At 69.1% G+C, this 17,683-nt stretch carries 19 protein-coding genes; 17 read left to right on the forward strand and 2 right to left on the reverse strand.

What is annotated here, in order from left to right:
* Positions 1-40: 40 nt before the first annotated feature.
* From ACQCX5_RS00055 to ACQCX5_RS00085, 7 genes are read left to right on the forward strand one after another with little or no spacing between them, the layout of a single operon-like run.
* The gene (locus tag ACQCX5_RS00055; RefSeq protein WP_434540685.1) at positions 41-880 is read left to right on the forward strand and encodes a ParA family protein; all 840 of its coding nucleotides are present in this window, start codon (positions 41-43) and stop codon (positions 878-880) included.
* Positions 865-1,242: a hypothetical protein gene (locus ACQCX5_RS00060; protein ID WP_434539992.1), complete on the forward strand. Its 378-nt coding sequence runs from the start codon at positions 865-867 to the stop codon at positions 1,240-1,242. Before ACQCX5_RS00055 ends, ACQCX5_RS00060 begins: the two co-directional genes overlap by 16 nt.
* On the forward strand, positions 1,239-2,135 hold the full coding sequence (locus ACQCX5_RS00065; RefSeq protein ID WP_434539993.1) for a segregation and condensation protein A: 897 nt from the start codon (positions 1,239-1,241) through the stop codon (positions 2,133-2,135). Before ACQCX5_RS00060 ends, ACQCX5_RS00065 begins: the two co-directional genes overlap by 4 nt.
* On the forward strand, positions 2,135-2,782 hold the full coding sequence (gene scpB / locus ACQCX5_RS00070; RefSeq protein WP_434539994.1) for an SMC-Scp complex subunit ScpB: 648 nt from the start codon (positions 2,135-2,137) through the stop codon (positions 2,780-2,782). The genes ACQCX5_RS00065 and scpB overlap by 1 nt, the downstream gene beginning before the upstream one ends.
* Positions 2,772-3,653, forward strand: a complete 882-nt coding sequence (locus ACQCX5_RS00075) for a pseudouridine synthase (RefSeq protein ID WP_434539995.1) — start codon at positions 2,772-2,774, stop codon at positions 3,651-3,653. Before scpB ends, ACQCX5_RS00075 begins: the two co-directional genes overlap by 11 nt.
* Before the next feature lie 7 nt (positions 3,654-3,660).
* The gene (locus ACQCX5_RS00080) at positions 3,661-5,136 is read left to right on the forward strand and encodes a proteasome accessory factor PafA2 family protein (RefSeq protein WP_434539996.1); all 1,476 of its coding nucleotides are present in this window, start codon (positions 3,661-3,663) and stop codon (positions 5,134-5,136) included.
* A 54-nt stretch (positions 5,137-5,190) separates the two neighbouring features.
* Positions 5,191-6,255, forward strand: a complete 1,065-nt coding sequence (locus tag ACQCX5_RS00085; protein WP_434540686.1) for an FKBP-type peptidyl-prolyl cis-trans isomerase — start codon at positions 5,191-5,193, stop codon at positions 6,253-6,255.
* Between the two features lie 99 nt (positions 6,256-6,354).
* Here ACQCX5_RS00085 and gluQRS read toward each other — a convergent pair whose 3' ends face one another.
* On the reverse strand, positions 6,355-7,275 hold the full coding sequence (gene gluQRS / locus ACQCX5_RS00090; protein ID WP_434539997.1) for a tRNA glutamyl-Q(34) synthetase GluQRS: 921 nt from the start codon (positions 7,273-7,275) through the stop codon (positions 6,355-6,357).
* Positions 7,276-7,390: 115 nt separating this feature from the next.
* Between gluQRS and ACQCX5_RS00095 the strand changes: the two genes are divergently transcribed.
* From ACQCX5_RS00095 to ACQCX5_RS00125, 7 genes are all read left to right on the forward strand, one after another.
* Entirely contained in the window at positions 7,391-8,404 is a 1,014-nt protein-coding gene (locus tag ACQCX5_RS00095) for a helix-turn-helix transcriptional regulator (protein WP_434539998.1), read from the forward strand.
* Positions 8,401-9,369: a helix-turn-helix transcriptional regulator gene (locus ACQCX5_RS00100; RefSeq protein ID WP_434539999.1), complete on the forward strand. Its 969-nt coding sequence runs from the start codon at positions 8,401-8,403 to the stop codon at positions 9,367-9,369. The genes ACQCX5_RS00095 and ACQCX5_RS00100 overlap by 4 nt, the downstream gene beginning before the upstream one ends.
* Before the next feature lie 10 nt (positions 9,370-9,379).
* Complete coding sequence (locus ACQCX5_RS00105) at positions 9,380-9,628, forward strand: hypothetical protein (protein ID WP_434540000.1); 249 nt, start codon at positions 9,380-9,382, stop codon at positions 9,626-9,628.
* A gap of 84 nt (positions 9,629-9,712) precedes the next feature.
* On the forward strand, positions 9,713-9,988 hold the full coding sequence (gene tatA, locus ACQCX5_RS00110) for a twin-arginine translocase TatA/TatE family subunit (RefSeq protein ID WP_434540687.1): 276 nt from the start codon (positions 9,713-9,715) through the stop codon (positions 9,986-9,988).
* A gap of 29 nt (positions 9,989-10,017) precedes the next feature.
* Positions 10,018-10,902 (forward strand): twin-arginine translocase subunit TatC, encoded by an 885-nt coding sequence (tatC, locus tag ACQCX5_RS00115; RefSeq protein WP_434540001.1) that lies wholly within the window; start codon positions 10,018-10,020, stop codon positions 10,900-10,902.
* A gap of 13 nt (positions 10,903-10,915) precedes the next feature.
* Positions 10,916-11,896, forward strand: a complete 981-nt coding sequence (locus ACQCX5_RS00120; protein ID WP_434540002.1) for a diacylglycerol/lipid kinase family protein — start codon at positions 10,916-10,918, stop codon at positions 11,894-11,896.
* A gap of 31 nt (positions 11,897-11,927) precedes the next feature.
* On the forward strand, positions 11,928-14,813 hold the full coding sequence (locus tag ACQCX5_RS00125; RefSeq protein WP_434540688.1) for a DEAD/DEAH box helicase: 2,886 nt from the start codon (positions 11,928-11,930) through the stop codon (positions 14,811-14,813).
* A 7-nt stretch (positions 14,814-14,820) separates the two neighbouring features.
* Here ACQCX5_RS00125 and ACQCX5_RS00130 read toward each other — a convergent pair whose 3' ends face one another.
* Complete coding sequence (locus ACQCX5_RS00130; RefSeq protein WP_434540003.1) at positions 14,821-15,369, reverse strand: DUF4112 domain-containing protein; 549 nt, start codon at positions 15,367-15,369, stop codon at positions 14,821-14,823.
* A 92-nt stretch (positions 15,370-15,461) separates the two neighbouring features.
* Here ACQCX5_RS00130 and hisF point away from each other — a divergent pair, with 92 nt between their 5' ends.
* The 3 genes from hisF to ACQCX5_RS00145 are packed head-to-tail and all read left to right on the forward strand — an operon-like array spanning position 15,462 to position 17,648.
* Positions 15,462-16,259, forward strand: coding sequence for an imidazole glycerol phosphate synthase subunit HisF (gene hisF, locus ACQCX5_RS00135; protein WP_434540004.1), 798 nt, complete (start codon positions 15,462-15,464; stop codon positions 16,257-16,259).
* A 52-nt stretch (positions 16,260-16,311) separates the two neighbouring features.
* Positions 16,312-17,271, forward strand: a complete 960-nt coding sequence (locus ACQCX5_RS00140) for an NAD(P)-dependent oxidoreductase (RefSeq protein ID WP_434540005.1) — start codon at positions 16,312-16,314, stop codon at positions 17,269-17,271.
* A gap of 5 nt (positions 17,272-17,276) precedes the next feature.
* Entirely contained in the window at positions 17,277-17,648 is a 372-nt protein-coding gene (locus tag ACQCX5_RS00145) for an HIT family protein (RefSeq protein ID WP_434540006.1), read from the forward strand.
* Positions 17,649-17,683 lie beyond the last annotated feature (35 nt).

The following is a 17,683-nucleotide window of genomic DNA, read 5'->3' on the forward strand; positions in this document are numbered from 1 at the left end:
CCCCACCACGCGCCACGGGGACGGCGCGGCCGCCGACGAGCTGGGACCCACGGGGCGCCCGTTCCCCGACCTGCCCGAGCCCACCCCGCCACCACCGGGGCCGAAGCGTGCCACCGTCATCGCCATGACGAACCAGAAGGGTGGTGTCGGCAAGACCACGACCACCATCAACCTGGGCGCGGCGCTGGTCGAGACCGGCCGCAAGGTGCTGCTGGTTGACTTCGACCCGCAGGGTTCGCTGTCGGTGGGCCTGGGCGTGAACCCGCACACGCTCGAGCGCAGCATCTATGACCTGCTGCTGAGCCGCCAGTACACGGCCGACGATGTCATCGTCGACACGGTTGTCGAGGGGCTCGACCTGCTGCCGTCCAACATCGACCTGTCGGCCGCCGAACTGCAACTGGTCAGCGAAGTTGCCCGCGAGCAGACCCTGAGCCGGGTGCTCGACAAGCTCAAGGATCGCTACGACCTGATCCTGATCGACTGTGCGCCCTCGCTGGGGTTGCTGACCGTCAACGCGCTGACCGCGGCCGATGAGGTGGTGATCCCGCTCGAGTGCGAGTTCTTCGCCCTGCGCGGCGTGGCACTGCTGACCGACACGATCGAGAAGGTCACCGACCGGCTCAACCCCGACCTGAACCTGATGGGCATCGTGGGCACCATGTACGACGGCCGCACACTGCATTCGCGCGAAGTGCTCGAACGGGTGGTGCAGGCATTCGGTGACCGCGTCTTCCACACCGTCATCAGGCGCACCGTGAAGTTCCCCGAGACCACGGTCGCGGGTGAGCCCATCACCACCTATGCCAGTTCGTCGCCCGGTGCCGCCGCCTACCGCTCGCTGGCCAAGGAGGTGCTCGCGCGATGCCACGCCGGGTAGGACTGCCCGGGGCGAGCGAGCTGTTCCGCAACACCCAGTCGGCGTCCGAGGTGCCGGGGCTCACCCCGGTGCCGCCACCGGCTGACCCGCGCCCGCGGGCGGGGGACAGCGATGCCCCTCGTGAGGACGAGCCCCGGGACGGCGCCGCCCATTCGGGCCGTGTGCGTCACGACGCCAAGATGACCGTCTACCTCAGCGAGGACGAACTGTTCGCCCTCGACCAGTCGCGGCTGGTGCTGCGCACACACGGACTGAAGGTCGACCGCGGCCGCATCGTCCGGGCCGCGGTGGCGCAAGCCCTGGCCGACCTTGACGCCCGCGGCGAGCGCAGCGACCTGGTCACCCGCCTGCGGGACGAATGATGGCACGCCCGGCCCGCTCGGACACGGGTGCGGCAGACATGGCTGCGGCAGATCTGGGGGCGGACGATGCCGGGCAGGGCCACGCCGGGTTCACCGTGACGCTGGACAATTTTGAGGGCCCGTTCGACCTGCTGTTGCAACTGATCAGCAAGCACAAGCTCGATGTCACCGAGGTGTCGCTGTCGAGGGTCACCGACGAGTTCATCAGCTACATCAAGGTTGGTGCCTCGGCGTGGGACCTCGAGCAGACCTCGTCGTTCCTGCTGGTGGCAGCCACGCTGCTCGACCTCAAGACTGCCCGGCTGCTGCCCTCGGGCGAGGTGGATGACCTCGAGGACCTCGCCCTGCTCGAGGCCAGGGACCTGCTGTTCGCGCGGCTGCTGCAGTACCGGGCGTTCAAGACCGTCTCGACGCTGTTCGCGGCCCGGTTGGGTGAAGAAGCCCTGCGGTTCGCCCGGCCGGGTGGTCTGGAGCCCCAGTTCGCCGCGCTCGCCCCCGAGGTGACGCTGCCACCGGGGGAGCGGCTGGCACGGATCGTGGCCCGCCTGCTGCAACCGCAGGAAGTCGCCGAAGTGGGCCTGGCCCATCTGCACGGTGGCACCGTCAACGTGAAGGACCAGGCCCGCATCGTCGTGGGCCGCCTGCGGGCCGCCGGGCAGCTGACCTTTCGCGCACTCACCGCCGACGCCGACCGGCTGACCACCGTCGCGCGGTTCCTGGCACTGCTCGAACTGTTCCGCGACGCCGCCGTCGCGTTCGAGCAGCTCACCCCGCTCGGTGAGCTCACGATCCGCTGGACCGGCAGCGAGGGCGACCACGAGATCTCTGACGAGTACGACCGACCGGCCGGTGACGACACGGCGCCCGATGCCCCCACCACCCAGGACGACTGATGAATGACACGAACGCGAATGACGCCCCAGCAGCCGCGGACCTGCACGCTGGCGTCGAGGCGCTGTTGCTGATGGCGACCGAACCGATCCCCACCCCGCAGCTCGCCGAGGCGCTGCAGGTGCCCACCCACCTGGTCGAGCAGGCCTGCCGCGACCTGGCCCGGTTCTACGACGACACGGGCCGCGGTTTCGCGCTGCGCCACGTCGGCGGTGGCTGGCGCTACTGGACCCGTGCCGAACATGCCGACCTGATCAGCCGGTGGGTGCTCGAGGGGCAGCAGTCAAAGCTGACGCAGGCCGCACTCGAGACCCTGTCGGTGATCGCCTACCTGCAGCCGATCTCGAGGGCCCGGGTCTCAGCTGTCCGCGGCGTCAATGTCGACGGCGTCGTCCGTACCCTGCTGGCCCGTGGCCTCGTCGAGGAGTCGGGCGCCGACGAGGGCTCGAACGCCACGCTGTTTGTCACCACGGACTACTTCCTGGAGCGGATGGGCCTCGAGTCGCTGCACGAGCTGCCGGCCCTGGCCCCGCACCTGCCCGACGCGAATGAGCTGGAAGCCGAGTTGGGACGTATGGTGGAGGTTGCGCCTGACGAGCCCACCGGGGCCGCGCAGGACGCGGATGAGGGAGAACGCCATGAGCATTGACGACGAGTCGACGCAGCAGACCACCGACGAGAACCTGGACGAGGTGACCCAGCCCGCAGGTGGGATCACGACCCCCGAGGAGTCGGACGACGACTACACCACGGACGCGGTGATCACCGACGAGCAGGACTACGGCAAGCCCGACGAGCCCCAGGTGCGCCTGCAGAAGGTGTTGGCCCAGGCGGGCATCGCCTCACGCCGGGCCGCCGAGATCATGATCGACGAAGGCCGGGTCGAGGTGAACGGCCAGGTGGTGATGACCCAGGGCGTGCGGGTGAACCCCACCAGGGACACCATCCGTGTCGACGGCCAGCGCATTCCCCCCGCACGCCACCACCTGTACTTCGTGCTGAACAAGCCCCGCGGCGTGGTCTCGACGATGGACGACCCGCTCGGCCGGGTCACGCTCACCCGCTACATGGACCGGCAGAAGGAACGGCTGTTCCACGTCGGGCGACTCGACACCGACACCGAGGGCTTGATCCTGCTGACCAATGACGGTGAGTTCGCCCATCGGATGGCACACCCCAGCTACGAGGTCTCGAAGACCTACCTGGCCGAGGTCGAGGGCGAGGTGAGCGACAAGGTGATCGAACGGCTGCAGAAGGGCCTGCGGCTCGAGGACGGCCCCGTACGCCCTGACAAGGTCAAGCTCGTCGAAGTCGTCAGCGGTCGCAGCCTGGTGCGCATCACCCTGCACGAAGGGCGCAACCGCATTGTGCGCCGCATGATGGAATCGGTCGGCCACCCCGTCAACAAGCTCTCGCGCATCGCCATCGGCCCGGTGCGGCTGGGCTCGATGCGTCCGGGCGAATCACGGCACCTGAGCAGGGACGAGATCGGGTCGCTGTTCGACCTCGTCGGCCTGTGAGCTGACCGTGAAGCGACGGATCCGCGGTCAGGAGACCGAGTACGGGCTGGCGATGCAGGTGCTGCGCCAGCGCGAGGTGGCGGGCGTCACCGAAGAGATGTGGCGCCCCCTCAGCCCCGACGAGGCGGCCCAGCAGTTGTTCCGGCCGCTGGTGACGCGGTCTGGCACCACCAATGTGTTCCTCAAGAACGGTGGACGGCTCTACCTCGACGTGGGTTCGCACCCTGAGTACGCCACCCCCGAATGTGACCGGATCAGCGACCTGATCGTCGCGGAACGGGCGGGGGACCGCATCATCGACGACCTGGCCGACCGTGCGCTGGCCATGCTGCAGGACGAGGGCATCACCGCCCGGGTGCAGGTCTACAAGAACAACACCGATTCGACCGGCCATTCCTATGGCAGCCACGAGAACTACCAGGTCACCCGCGAGCGCACCCTCAACGAATGGGTCGACTCGCTCACCCCCTTCCTCGTCGTGCGGCAACTGCTGTGCGGCGCGGGCAAGTGGGTGGTCGAGAACGGTGTGGGCAAGTTGTGGCTCTCGCAGCGCGCGGCGCACCTGTGGGACCCGGTGTCGTCGACGACCACCCGGGCCAGACCCCTGGTGAACTCCCGCGACGAACCGCACGCCGACCCGAAGAAGTACCGGCGGCTGCACGTGATGGCGGGTGATTCGAACCTGTCCCAGCCCACCGTGCTGCTGCGCTACGGCGCCACGGAGCTGATGCTGCGGGCGATCGAGGACGGCCACCTGTTCGAGGAGTTCGCACTGGCCGATCCGGCAGGGGCCATCCGCGAGGTGGCCAGGCATCGCGACGGCCGGGCCCGCATCGAGCAGGTCAATGGCCGCATGGTCACACCGCTCGACGTGCTCGACAAGATGCACCAGATCACCGCCGACTACGTCGACGACCAGGAACTGGCCCAGGCCCACCAGCTGTGGCAGACAGTGCTCGAGGCCGTGGCCGACCGACAGCATGCCCGCATCGAACGGACGATCGACTGGGCCATCAAGGAACACATGCTGGTGCAGTACGCCCAGCGCCACAAGCTCAGCAACCAGTCGCCACAGCTGGCCGAGATCGACCTGGCCTACCACGACATCCACCGCGGTGCCGACGCGCGGGCCCGGGGGCTGTTCGCCCACGCCGAGGTGGCCGGCCACTGCGACCACCTCGTCGAGTTGGTCGAGGTGGCCCAGGCGATGACCCACCCGCTGAGCAACACCCGGGCGCGGTTGCGGGGACGACTGATCGCCGCAGCAAAGGCAGCACAGCGCGACTTCACGGTCGACTGGATGACCTTCACGTGCCGAGACCTCAGCGACGGCACCATCGTGCTCGCCGACCCCCTCGCCAGTGAGGACCCCCGGGTGGACCGGCTGATCGAGCGGATGAACACTGAACCGCGCCGCGGGGGGTCGGTGGGGTTCCAGCCACCAGTCACCCAGCCGCCGACCGCGGGCACGCCGGTCCCGTGAGCCGTGCTGCGTTCGTGACCTGCGTCCGTCGTCGGGTAGCCTGCACGGGTGCGCATGAACAAGTCGGCCAACACTCCTGCTCGTCGCCGTGCCCTGCGTGGGCCGGTGGTGGTTTCCGCCATCCTCGCTGCCGCCCTCGGGCTCACGGCATGCACCGGGAATGGTGGTGATGACCCGACCGGCCAGTCGACCCTGTTGCCGAGCAGCACCATGACCTCTGCGGTGGCCTCACCGTCCGTTTCGGGCTCGGGCAGCGCATCGCCCTCGGTGGCTCCGAGTACCGTCAGCAACCTTGACGCCATCAGCGTCGGTGGCAACTTCGGCCAGGCCCCTGCAGTGACCGCGAAGTGGCCGCTGGCCATCGCCGCGACCCAGGCCAAGGTGCTCTCGGAGGGCACCGGGGCGGTCGTGCCGAAGAATGGCACGGTTCAGGTGAACTACACCGGGATCAATGCCCGCACAGGCCAGTCGTTCGACACCAGTTTCAAGACTGGCGGCAAGCCCGTCACGTTCCCGCTCGACCAGGTCATCACCGGTTTCCGCACCGGGCTCGAGGGCAAGAAGGTCGGCTCGCGGGTGCTGATCATGATGACCCCCAAGGACGGCTACGCCCAGGGCAACCCCCAGGCCGGCATCCTGGCGACCGACTCACTCATCTTCGTGGTCGACATCGTGCAGTCGCAGCTCACCGGCCCCGCCGGTGCCGCGGTGACCCCCGCCGCCGGATTGCCGACTGTCAAGGACAACGGCGCAGGCAAGGCCCCCACCATCACGATCGGCAGTGCCACCAAGCCGTCCGCGCTGGTGACCCAGCCGCTGATCAAGGGCACCGGCCCCGTGGTCAAGGAAACCGACACCATCGTCGCCAACTACGTTGGCGTGGCCTGGAACGGCACCCTGCTCGCCAACAACTACACCAGCGGGCCCGAGCAGGCCGTGCTGAACACGCTGATCACCGGGTGGCGCAAGGGCCTCACGGGCCAGACCGTGGGTTCGCGCGTGCTGCTGGTCGTGCCCCCGTCCGAGGGCTACCCCAAGGGCAACTCCACCCCGTCCTACCCCGCCGGCGAGACCACCGTGTACGTGATCGACCTGCTGCTGGCCACCGAGGGCGCGTAGTCCCCGACGTCCCGCATCGTCAACGCCCCTGTCACCATCCCGGTGGCGGGGGCGCATGCAGCTGCTGCGCCGGTGCAGCAAAAGCAGGTTCTGGTGCCGTCAGGGTGTGACCCACTCGTCGGCATCGACCACCCACTGCTCGTTGGCCCGCGCGAATGCCTCGTCCGGCAACCGCAGCAGCTCGTCATTGCCCAGCCACGGGTCGAGGCCGAGCGAAGCCAGCAGCCAGCCGCGCACCTCGCCGGCATCGTGGCCCAGCGCGGCCAGGTCGGCGAGGCTCACGGCCCCGTCCCGCTTGGCCAGCCGCACACCGCGGGCATTGACCGCCAGGCCGACGTGCACATAGTCGGGCACAGGGTGGCCGAGCTGCGTGGCGAGCCACGCCTGCCGGGGCGAGGAGCCCAGCAGGTCGTCGCCGCGCACCACCTGGGTGACCCCCTGGACCCCGTCGTCCACGACGGTTGCCAGGTTGTAGGCGGGGGTGCCATCGCCCCGGGCCACCACGAAGTCGTCGACGATGCCGGTGACCTCACCGGCGAACCGGTCGTGCACGGTGACCGTGGCGGCGTCGGCCCGCACCCGCAGCGCACCGGGCCGCTCCCGGCGACGCCTGGCACGTTCGGCCCCGCTGAGGTGGGCGCAGGTACCGGGGTAGGCACCCTCTGGCAGTGTGACGGCATCCGGCCGGCTCGCCTGGGGTGCCTGGGCAGCCTCGGCGACCTCGCGCCGTGTGCAGAAGCACTCATAGGTGTCCAGGCCCGCGATGACGCTGGCATAGAGCCCCAGTCGGTCGGACTGGCGCACCACCGGGGGACTCCAGTCGAGCCCGATGGCCGCGAGGTCGTCCAACTGTCGTTGCGCGACACCGCGGGCCGCGCCCACGCGTTGTTGGTCGAGGTCCTCGATGCGCACCAGCAGTCGCAGCCCCGACCGCCGGGCGAATACCCAGGCCAACAGTGCCGTGCGCAGGTTGCCCAGGTGCAGGTCAGAGGTGGGACTGGGGGCGTAGCGTCCGGCCACGGGGGTCTCCCTTCATTCGCAAGCGATCATGGCACTGCTAGCCTCGCCACAGGTAGCCGCACACACCCGGGAACGCATGCCCCCGGGACCGGTCGGCGCAAGAAGGGGTGGACCCATGGCAGGCAGGCCACGCAGCGGTGGCACGGCGAGCGCGGCCAGGACGGCCAAGAAGAACACTGAACGTGCGATGCAGTTGTTCTTCGTGCTGCAGTCGACCCACCAGCCGCTGCCGAAGTCACGCATCTATGACGCCGTCGACCGTTACCGCGACCTGCCGCGCAACGAGAACCTTGACCGCATGTTCGAACGCGACAAGGACCTGCTGCGCGACCTCGGCGTCGAGATCAGCACCGTCAGGATCGATGAGGAGGAGTGCTACCTGCTGCCATCGCGTGACCTGGCCCTGCCGGATGTGGACTTCACCGCCGAGGAACGCGCCATGCTCGCGGTCGCCGGCCAGCTGTGGAACCAGCACTCGGTCGGTGAGGAATCGCGGCAGGCGCTGACGAAGCTGGCCGCCGCCGGGGTCGAACTCGACGAGACGATCACCCAGGCCGCCCAGCCCGACCTGTGGGCACCCGAACCCGGGTTCCAGGAGTTCTGGGACGCCAACATCGCCCGCCGACGGGTCAGGTTCACCTATCGCAACAACAACGGTGAGGTGCGCGAGCGTGACCTTGAGCCGTGGGTGATGGCCCAGCGGGCAGGACGCTGGTATGTCATCGGCTTCGACCGCAGTCGCGGTGAGGCGCGCAAGTTCAAGCTGGCGCGGGTGGTGGGCGACCCGGAGCCCTACGGCGAGGCCGGCGCCTATGAGGTGCCGGGCGACCTGGACGCCCCGGCGCTGGTCGCGTCCATCAAGCCTGAACGAGACGCCGAACAGGCCGTGCTGGCCATCCGCGGCGACTATGCCCCAGGCTTGCGCCGCCGGGGGGTGGTGACCGAGCACGCCGACGTGCCCGACGGCTATGCCGCGTACTCAGTGGCCTATGCGTGGGACGCGTCGCTGGTGCGCGAAGTGGCCCGGTTCGGGGCCGATGTGCTGGTGCTCGAGCCGACGTCGCTGCGTGAGGCCGTCATCAGGCACCTGCGTGACGTGGTCTCGGCACACGGGGAGGGAGTGGCATGAAGAACGGGGACGACCTGGCCCGCTGGTTCGTGATGGTGCCGTGGCTGGCGCACCGACCCGGCATCACCGTCACCGAGGCAGCCGCGCATTTCCGGGTGCACCCGGCCCGGCTGCTCGATGAACTGCAGCGCATGTGCATGATCGGGGCCGACACCGAGGCGATCGCCGTGGGTGGCTACGGCTACCTGATCGAGTTCGACCAGGACGAGGCCGAACAGCAGGGCCGCATCACGGTCTTCCCCTCGGACATCATCGACCGGCCGCTGAAACTGACCCGCGGTGAGGCGACCAGTCTGGTGGTGGCGCTGCGCGCGCTGGTCGAGACCCTCGACGACGAGTCCGCCGCACACGGCCGTACCGCGTTGGCCAAGCTTGAGCGCGTCGCCGGCGGCCGGCAGGCCCATGTCGAGGTCGCGTTGGATTCCGGTGCCGGCGCCGTGCGTGAGGTGGTGGCTGCGGCTGTGGCCGCGGGCCGGCAACTGGCGCTGGTCTATGACGGCGCCAGCCGCGGACGCACCACCAGGCCGGTCGTCGACCCGGTGCGCACCGTCGTGCGCGGGGGAGCGGCCTACCTGCAGGGCTGGGATGTCGACCAGCAGGGCTGGCGCTGGTACAAGGTCAACCGCATCCACGAGGCATCGCCGACGGGCACCCCCGTGACCGACCGTGGCGCCGCGCCCGATGACTGGGTCGACGATGCGCCCCGCGAACGTACCGTGCTCGAACTGGCGCCGGCGGCACGCTTCCTGGTCGAGTACGACCCCGTGAGCGAGGTCGAAGAGACTGGTGACCCCGACTTCCCGGTGCGGGCGACCCTGCCGCTGGCGGCGCCCGGCTACCTGGTCGACCGGCTGCTCGGCCTGGCCGGCGACGTGCGCCTGGTCGCGCCGCACCCGGCCCAGCAACGCGCCGCTGCGACTGCGCGAGCTGCGCTGGTGGCCTACGACCAGTTGACCACCCGCTAGGCTGGCGCACATGATCTGGGTCTGGGTGTTCCTCGCCATCGCCGTGGCAGGGCTCATCACGATGATCAGCTATGCCGTCTGGCTGTTCCACAAGGCCGGCGACGTGTATGCAGAGGTCAAGATGTTGGGGCGTCGTGGTGAAGAGCTCGGCGCGCTGCTGGGGCAGTTGGACCTCGACCCGCTCACGTCGTCCACGGGTGGGCAACTGGTCACCAACCACCACGATGAGGGCGGTTTGGGGCGTTCAGCGCGGCGCTAGTATGGACGAGCACTGGCCCACCGAGGAGTCGGCGGGCTGCAGAACACGGTCGGCATGGTGTCGACCTTGAACGAGGGACACGACATGGCAGGCTTCGGCTGGCAGGAACTTCTGATCATTCTCGCGGTGGCACTGCTGCTGTTCGGTGGCAGCCGCCTCGCGGGCATCGGCAAGGCCTCGGGCCGCGCGATCCGGGAGTTCAAGGAAGAGACCCGCGACCTGAAGTCGACCCCGGCGGATTCGGCCGAGGTTGAGACCAAGCAGGCTGCGGAGGACAAGGTCATCGACGCCACTGTCGTTGACGACACCGTCGCCCACGTCGACGACGCCCACGTCGAGAACAAGCAGCAGCAGGCCTGACGGCCCGCCTGCCGAGGGCTGGGGGAACGGTGAGCGTAGTCGAACGAGAGACCCGCAAGGGTGTGCTGCCGGACTGGTTGCGCGCCCCCAAGAGCGATTCACCCGACGGCACGATGGCGCTGGTCGACCACCTGCGCGAGCTGCGCTACCGGGTGATCATCAGCTTCATTGCGTTCGTGGTCGTGCTCATCGTGGCGTTCATCATCGAGAACACCACGCACTTGCTCACCGACCTGATGACCCAGCCCATCCTGGCCGCCAAGGATGCCTACCTGCTGAAGTATCCGGACCGCGAGGTCATCCTCAGCACCGACGGCATCATGGGCGGCTTCACGCTGCAGGTCAAGGTTGCCGCCGTGGCGGGCCTCATCTTCAGCTGCCCGATCTGGATCTGGCAGCTGTGGAGTTTCATCGTGCCGGGCCTGCTGTCGAACGAGAAGAAGTACACGCTGCGGTTCATGGGTGCGGCGATCCCGCTGTTCCTCTTCGGCGTCGCCGTCGGCTACCTCGTGCTGCCCAAGGGCTTCGAGGTCATGATGGGCTTCAACCCGCCGGGCACCACGAACATCAACGAGATGAACAACTACCTCAGCTTCGAACTGCGGATGTTGCTCGTCTTCGGGCTCAGCTTCCTGCTGCCCGTGGTGCTGGTCGCACTGAACCTGCTCGGCGTGGTCAAGGCCACCCAGCTGTCGAAGAGCCGCGTGGTCGCCATCTTCGTCTGCTTCATCTTCGGCGCCATTGCGACGCCCAGCACTGACCCCATCTCGATGCTGGCCCTGGCGGTGCCCATGGCGCTGATGTACCTGATCTCCGAGGTGATCTGCCACATCCACGACAGGTCGGTGGCCAAGAAGCTTGAGGAAGGCGGCGGCGACGTCGTCGTCAAGATCGGCGAGCCTGACTTCGAATGAACCCGCGCTTCGAATGAACCTCGCCCGATTCGACGGGCCCACCATGACCGTGGTGGTCAACCCGAAGGCGGGGAACGGCCGCGCCCACCGGCTGTTGCCGCGCATCCTCGCCGAACTGGTGGCCTCGCACCCGGATGCCCACCTGCAGGTGCACCAGACCACCAGTTTTGACGATGCCCGGTTGCGCACCATCCAGGCGGTCGAGCGTGCTCGTCCGGACCTGCCCAACGGGCAGGCGGACTCGCTCGTGGTCGTCGGCGGTGACGGCATGGCGCACCTCGGGGTCAATGCCTGTTCGGGCACGCCCGTGCGACTCGGAATCATCCCCGCCGGCACCGGCAACGACTTCTGCCGCGGTGTCGGCATCCCCACGTCGGTCAAGGCGGCCACCAGGGTGGTCGCCGAGGGTGTCGTCGACCGCATCGACGTCAACGCCGCTCGGGGCAGGCTGGCTGACGGTGCCGAACAGCGCTTCGTCGGCTGTGTGGTCAGCACCGGCTATGACGCCAAGGTCAACCTGCGCACCAATGAGGCCTCCCTGCCGCTCGGTGCGCTGTCCTATGGCTGGACGGCCCTGTCGGAGCTGGTCCGCTTCGAGCCCATGGCCTACCGCATCACCATCGACGGGCGCCGCTGGCAACTGCCCGCCATGCTCATCGCCGTCGCCAGCAGCGGCTACTTCGGCGGCGGCATGAACATCGCCCCCGGGGCTGACGTCACCGACGGCCTGCTCGACATCACCGTCGTGCACCCCGTCAGCCGGGCGACGCTGCTGCGCCTGCTGCCGGCGATGTATTCCGGACGGTTCATCCGCGACCCGGCCATTGAGCAATTGCGCGCACGCGAGGTCACCATCGACGGCGACGACATGTTCGCCATGGCCGACGGGGAATACCTCGGTGACGTGCCGCTCACCGTGCGGGTCGAGCCGGCCGCGCTGAGCATCTACCGTCCCCGGGCCCATGTGCGGCGGTCCGACCACCTGCGGCAGTAGGGTCGTGAACATGGACGACCTCGACCGCGAGATGGCGCAACTGCTCGACGCCGATGGCGGGGGCACGCCGGCCGTACCGGCACCCGGACCGCTGTTCGAGCAGTTCAGCAAGCTCTACAGCTTTCGCCTCGACGACTACCAGGTCGAGGCGTGCGCCCACGTCGAGGCGGGCAGGGGGGTGCTGGTGGCCGCGCCGACCGGTGCCGGCAAGACCGTGGTGGGCGAGTTCGCCGTCTTCTGTGCGCTGCAGCAGGGCTCGAAGTGCTTCTACACCACCCCCATCAAGGCGCTGTCGAACCAGAAGTTCCACGACCTGGTCGAGCGCCACGGCGCCGAGAATGTGGGCCTGCTGACCGGCGACACCTCGGTCAATGGCGAGGCGCCGATTGTGGTGATGACCACCGAGGTGCTGCGCAACATGATCTATGCCGACTCGCGCACGCTCGACAACCTCGGCTATGTCGTCATGGACGAGGTGCACTACCTGGCCGACAAGTTCCGGGGCGCGGTGTGGGAAGAGGTGATCCTGGGGCTGGCGGAACGCGTGAGCCTGGTCAGCCTGTCGGCGACGGTCAGCAACGCCGAGGAGTTCGGTGCCTGGCTCGACGAGGTGCGTGGCGACGTAGCCGTGGTGCTGTCCGAACGGCGGCCGGTGCCGCTGTACCAGCACGTGCTGGCGGGTCGCCAGCTCTATGACGTGTTCAGTGGCGACGCGCCGACCGCGGTGGCGCTGCCCAGCCGCACCGCTCCCGATGCCAATCCCGAACTCGTCAAGCTGGCCAAGTCCGAGACCCGCGGGCAGCGCGACGACCGCCGGGCACCCCGTGGACGATCAGGGCGCGGCAAGCAGTCGACGCGCGGCTCGGGCAGGTTCGGCGGCGCCGCATCGCGGCTGGACAGTCGTGGCCGCGAGCGCGGCGAGGACGGCCCCCGGCTGGTGCCGAGCCGCTGGGGTGCAGTGATCACCCTTGAACGCGCCAACCTGCTGCCCGCCATCGTGTTCATCTTCAGCCGGGCCGGCTGCGACGGGGCGGTGCGCCAGCTCGTCGGCAGCGGGGCACGGCTGACCACGCCCGCCGAGGCGGCCAGGCTCGAGCGGATCGCGGCCCGGCACACCGAGGGCCTCAGCATCCACGACCGACAGGTGCTCGACTACGACTTCTTCCTCGACGCCCTGCAGCGTGGCGTCGCCGCGCACCACGCCGGCATCCTGCCGGCATTCAAGGCCATCGTCGAAGAGGGCTTCGCCGCCGGCCTGATCAAGGTCGTCTATGCCACCGAGACGCTCGCGCTGGGCATCAACATGCCGGCCCGCACGGTCATGATCGAGAAGCTGGTCAAGTACAACGGTGAAGCCCACGTCGACATCACGCCGGGTGAATACACCCAGCTGACCGGCCGCGCCGGGCGCCGGGGGATCGACGTCGAGGGTCACGCCGTGGTGATGTGGCAGCCGGGCATCGACCCCCGTGCCGTCGCCGGCCTGGCATCGCGGCGCACCTATCCGCTGAAGTCGTCGTTCGCGCCCACGTACAACATGGCCGTGAACCTGGTGGGGCGCATGGGCCGTGAGGCAGCGCGTGGGCTGCTCGAGCAGAGCTTCGCCCAGTTCCAGACCGACCGCAGCGTGGTGGGGCTCGCCCGCACCGCCACCCGCGACGCCGAGGCCATCGCGCAGTACCTCGAGGCCGCCCAGTGCGACCGGGGCGATTTCACCGAGTACGCCACGCTGCGCGAGCAGATCTCGGTGCTCGAGACCGAACAGGCCAAGGGACGACGACGCAACGCCGGCGCCGAGGCCATCGAGTCACTGCTTCGCCTCGAACCCGGCGACATCATCTGGGTCACCGGTGGGCGCCACCAGGGTTGGGCGGCCGTCATCGACCCGGGCCGGGGACGCGATGCCGAACCCCACCCCATGGTGATGACGGTCGAACGCGAACTGGTCCGGTTGACCCTGCGCGACTTCCCGACCCCGACCGCCAGCGTCGGCAAGGTGCGCATCCCCAAGAAGTTCGACCCCCGCAAGCCACCGCTGCGCAAGGCGCTGGCTGCGAGCCTGCACCACCGGCTGAACGAACTCGACCCGTCGGTACCCGCCGTCGCGGTGGTGCGTCCCGACGAGCAGGTGGCCGACGAGATCGCCCGGCTGCGGGCGCAATTGCGGGCCCACCCGTGCCACGCCTGCCCCGACCGCGAGAGCCACGCCCGCTTCGCAGAGCGCGCCATGCGACTCGAACGGGAATACGACCAGGCCCAGCGGGCACTCGAGCGGCGCACGAACACCATCGCCGCGACCTTCGACAAGATCTGCCTGGTGCTGACCTCGCTCGGCTACCTCGAGGTCGACGACCCCGACCAGGTCACCCCGGCGGGGCGCATGCTCGCGCGCATCTATTCCGAGCTCGACCTCGTCGCCGCCCAGGCCCTGCGCGCCGGGGTGTTCGACGAGCTTGATGTGCCGCAACTGGCGGCAGTGATGTCGTCACTGGTCTACGAGGCCCGCCGCAACGAGCTGGGCCGCATGAGCCGCATGCCCGACGACCCCTCGTCGGCAGCGCAGGCGCGGCTGCGTGAGATCTGGCGCGAAGTCGGCCTGGTTGAACGCGACCACCGGCTCGAGCGTGGCCCCGAGCCCGACATCGGATTCGCCGAGGCGGCCTATGCCTGGGCCGACGGGCAGCCATTGGCACAGGTGTTGGCGAGGGCGCAGCTGCCCGCGGGTGACTTCGTGCGGTGGGTGCGCCAGGTTGCCGACATGGCGGGCCAGCTGGCGGTCGCGGCCGGCATGCGGGCCGACGCGTTGGCCCGTGGGGGCGCCCCTGCCGGGCCCGCCGACGACCTCGCCAGACGGTGCCGCATCGTGGTCGACCAGATGCGGCGCGGCGTCGTCCAGTTCGACCCGGACGAGGACTGAACGCCGGTCAGCCGATCAACTGCATGAGCAGGGTGATCGTCATCCACAGGGCGAAGACCGCCGACCCGATCATCAGCACCAGCACACCGACCAGGATGCCGATCGCCTTGACCATGTACGCGCCGTACGACTCGTGCGTCTCGAACCTGCCCTCGGTGATGGCGGCCTTGAGCAGCTTGTAGTTCTTGCGATTCGCCCGGTGGGCGAAGTCCGCGGCATCGCCGACCAGCGGCACGTAGCCGAGCGCGGTGTCGACGAGCAGGTTCATGGCCATCTTCACCAGCACGGTGACCGGCACGCGGCGGCGGATGGCATCGACCATGATGATGCCCCCCAGCGAGGTCGTCACGCCGTCCCCCACGCCCGGGATGAGCCCGAGCAGGCCGTCCAGCCCGATGCCGAATTTCGTGCCCGGGATGGTGACCAGGTCATCAAGGATCATCGCCAGCACGTCGGAGCCCATGGCAGCCTGGGTCCCTGCGGGCTGTGCTTCGGCAGGCTTTCCGGCAGCGGGCTTCGCAGCGGTGGCGTCGGCTTCGTCATGGCGCATGGGCATGTACCCATGCTACGAAACCCGTCCATATGAAACCCCGCCGCCCGGGCCCGGACGACGCGGGGCGCCCGGCGGCCGGGGGATAGGGTGGCAGGGTGGCTGTCGCTATCCGTGTGATCCCGTGTCTTGATGTCCATGACGGTCGGGTCGTCAAGGGCGTGAACTTCGTCAACCTGCGCGATGCAGGTGATCCCGTCGAACTGGCGCGTGCCTATGACCTCGCCGGTGCAGACGAGCTGACCTTCCTGGACATTTCGGCATCGTCCGAGGCCCGCGCCACCACCCGTGACATGGTGTCGCGGTGCGCCGAACAGGTGTTCATCCCGCTGACCGTCGGCGGGGGGGTGGGCGGTGTCGAGGACGTCGACCGCCTGCTGCGCGCGGGGGCTGACAAGGTCGGCATGAACACCGGGGCGATCCGCAGACCCGAAGCGATCAGCGAGATCGCCGGGCGGTTCGGCAACCAGGTGCTGGTGCTCAGCCTGGACGCCCGCCGCGAGGCAGGCATGCCGTCGGGGTACGGCGTGACCACCCACGGAGGACGCCAGAGTGCCGGCCTCGACGCGATCGAATGGGTCACAGAGGCTGTCGACCGGGGCGTGGGTGAGGTATTGCTCAACTCCATGGATGCCGACGGCACCACGGCCGGGTTCGACCTCGAGATGCTCGAGGCGGTGCGCAAGGTCGTCGACGTGCCGCTGATCGCCTCGGGCGGGGCCGGCACGGTCGACCACTTCGTCGATGCGGCCCGGGTGGGTGCCGATGCCCTGCTGGCCGCCAGCGTCTTCCATTTCGGCACGCTGGGCGTCGCCGAGGTCAAGCAGGGCCTGGCCGCAGCCGGGTTCGAGGTGCGCACGCTGCCGGCGCCCGAGCCTGAGCGCACCGGCGCCTGAGCGCGTCGCGCACCAACAGTCCCCACCCACTGATCCCTGTCGAGGAGTCCCCATGAACCGTCCCGTCGCCTGGGTGCCGTTCGAGACCGAGCAGCAGGCCCGCGCCACCCTGGGCGACCTGCCGCTGGAGTTCGTGCCCTTCATCACCAACACCGAACCGCCCGAGAGCCTTGACCGGGTGGAATTCCTGGTACTGCCGTATGCCCAGCGCCAGGACGTGATCCTGCAACGGGCGGGCGAACTGGCGTCGCTGAAGGTGGTGCAGGGCCAGATGGCCGGCACTGACGCCATCGACCGGTTCATCCCCGAGGGCGTGACGCTGTGCAATGCCGCCGGTGTGCACGACGCCGCCACGGCAGAACTGGCGCTGAGCCTGGCACTGGCCAGGGGTCGCCGGCTCGATGAGTACGCCCGCGACCAGGTGGCCGGCGTCTGGCAGCCCCGCTGGGGCACCGGGCTGGCCGACGCACGGGTGACCATCCTGGGCTACGGTCGCATCGGCCGCGCGATCGAGCGCCGGGTGCGGGGCTTCGAGCCCCGCTCGGTCACCAGGGTCGCCACCCGTGCGCGCATCGACCAGCTCGACGGCCGCGACGTTGAGGTGCGCGCCATCGCAGACCTGCTCGACGTGCTCGCCCAGACCGATGTGTTGTTCATCATCAGCCCGCTCACCGACCAGACCCGGGGGCTGATCGGTGCCGAGGCACTGGCCGCGCTGCCCGACGGGGCACTGGTCGTCAACGCCGGACGAGGCCCGATCGTCGACACCGCCGCCCTGGTCGAGGCCTGCGCCGGTGGCCGCATCAGCGCCGCGCTTGATGTCATCGACCCCGAACCCGTGCCTGCCGACCACCCGCTGCGCACCACGGCGAACGTGCTCTTCTCACCCCACGTCGGCGGCTACTCCTCGGCGTTCTTCCCGCGGCGAAACGCCCTGCTGCGCCGCCAGCTCGAGCACTTCGCCGCCGGTGAGCCGCTCGACAACGTGGTGCGCATCGGCCCACTAGTGTGAACCGCATGACCTGCATCTTCTGCGCCATCGCCAGCGGCGAGATCCCCGCCAACCGTGTTGCCGAGGACGAGGTGGGCGTCGCCTTCCTGGATGCCAAGCCCAAGTCACCCGGCCACACCCTGGTCGTGCCGTTCGAGCATGTCAGTGACCTGGGTGACGGCAGCGAGGTTTTCGTGCGGATGGCGCCCTTCGTCACCCGCGTTGCCCAGCAGGTGGTCGACAAGCTGGGGGCTGACGGGGTGAACCTCGTGGTGAACTCCGGCGCGATTGCCGGCCAGGAGGTCTTCCACCTGCACGTGCACGTCATCCCGCGCTACGCCGACCCTGACGCCGTGCCGTCCTCGGTCGACGGGGTGCTCGAGGCGCTGCGCGCATGACAGGTGCCACCGGGCGCACAGCGCCCGTGGCCCCA

The organism is Aestuariimicrobium sp. G57, from assembly GCF_050110855.1.
Classification (GTDB): Bacteria; Actinomycetota; Actinomycetes; order Propionibacteriales; family Propionibacteriaceae; genus Aestuariimicrobium.

Bases quoted from the DNA above. Each gene is read 5' to 3' on its own strand.
- ACQCX5_RS00060 (WP_434539992.1), top strand. From the start codon at position 865: ATGCCACGCCGGGTAGGACTGCCCGGGGCGAGCGAGCTGTTCCGCAAC.
- ACQCX5_RS00065 (WP_434539993.1), top strand. From the start codon at position 1,239: ATGATGGCACGCCCGGCCCGCTCGGACACGGGTGCGGCAGACATGGCT.
- scpB (WP_434539994.1), top strand. From the start codon at position 2,135: ATGAATGACACGAACGCGAATGACGCCCCAGCAGCCGCGGACCTGCAC.
- ACQCX5_RS00075 (WP_434539995.1), top strand. From the start codon at position 2,772: ATGAGCATTGACGACGAGTCGACGCAGCAGACCACCGACGAGAACCTG.
- ACQCX5_RS00085 (WP_434540686.1), top strand. From the start codon at position 5,191: ATGAACAAGTCGGCCAACACTCCTGCTCGTCGCCGTGCCCTGCGTGGG.
- ACQCX5_RS00095 (WP_434539998.1), top strand. From the start codon at position 7,391: ATGGCAGGCAGGCCACGCAGCGGTGGCACGGCGAGCGCGGCCAGGACG.
- ACQCX5_RS00100 (WP_434539999.1), top strand. From the start codon at position 8,401: ATGAAGAACGGGGACGACCTGGCCCGCTGGTTCGTGATGGTGCCGTGG.
- ACQCX5_RS00105 (WP_434540000.1), top strand. From the start codon at position 9,380: ATGATCTGGGTCTGGGTGTTCCTCGCCATCGCCGTGGCAGGGCTCATC.
- tatA (WP_434540687.1), top strand. From the start codon at position 9,713: ATGGCAGGCTTCGGCTGGCAGGAACTTCTGATCATTCTCGCGGTGGCA.
- ACQCX5_RS00120 (WP_434540002.1), top strand. From the start codon at position 10,916: ATGAACCTCGCCCGATTCGACGGGCCCACCATGACCGTGGTGGTCAAC.
- ACQCX5_RS00125 (WP_434540688.1), top strand. From the start codon at position 11,928: ATGGCGCAACTGCTCGACGCCGATGGCGGGGGCACGCCGGCCGTACCG.
- ACQCX5_RS00130 (WP_434540003.1), bottom strand. From the start codon at position 15,369: ATGCCCATGCGCCATGACGAAGCCGACGCCACCGCTGCGAAGCCCGCT.
- ACQCX5_RS00140 (WP_434540005.1), top strand. From the start codon at position 16,312: ATGAACCGTCCCGTCGCCTGGGTGCCGTTCGAGACCGAGCAGCAGGCC.
- ACQCX5_RS00145 (WP_434540006.1), top strand. From the start codon at position 17,277: ATGACCTGCATCTTCTGCGCCATCGCCAGCGGCGAGATCCCCGCCAAC.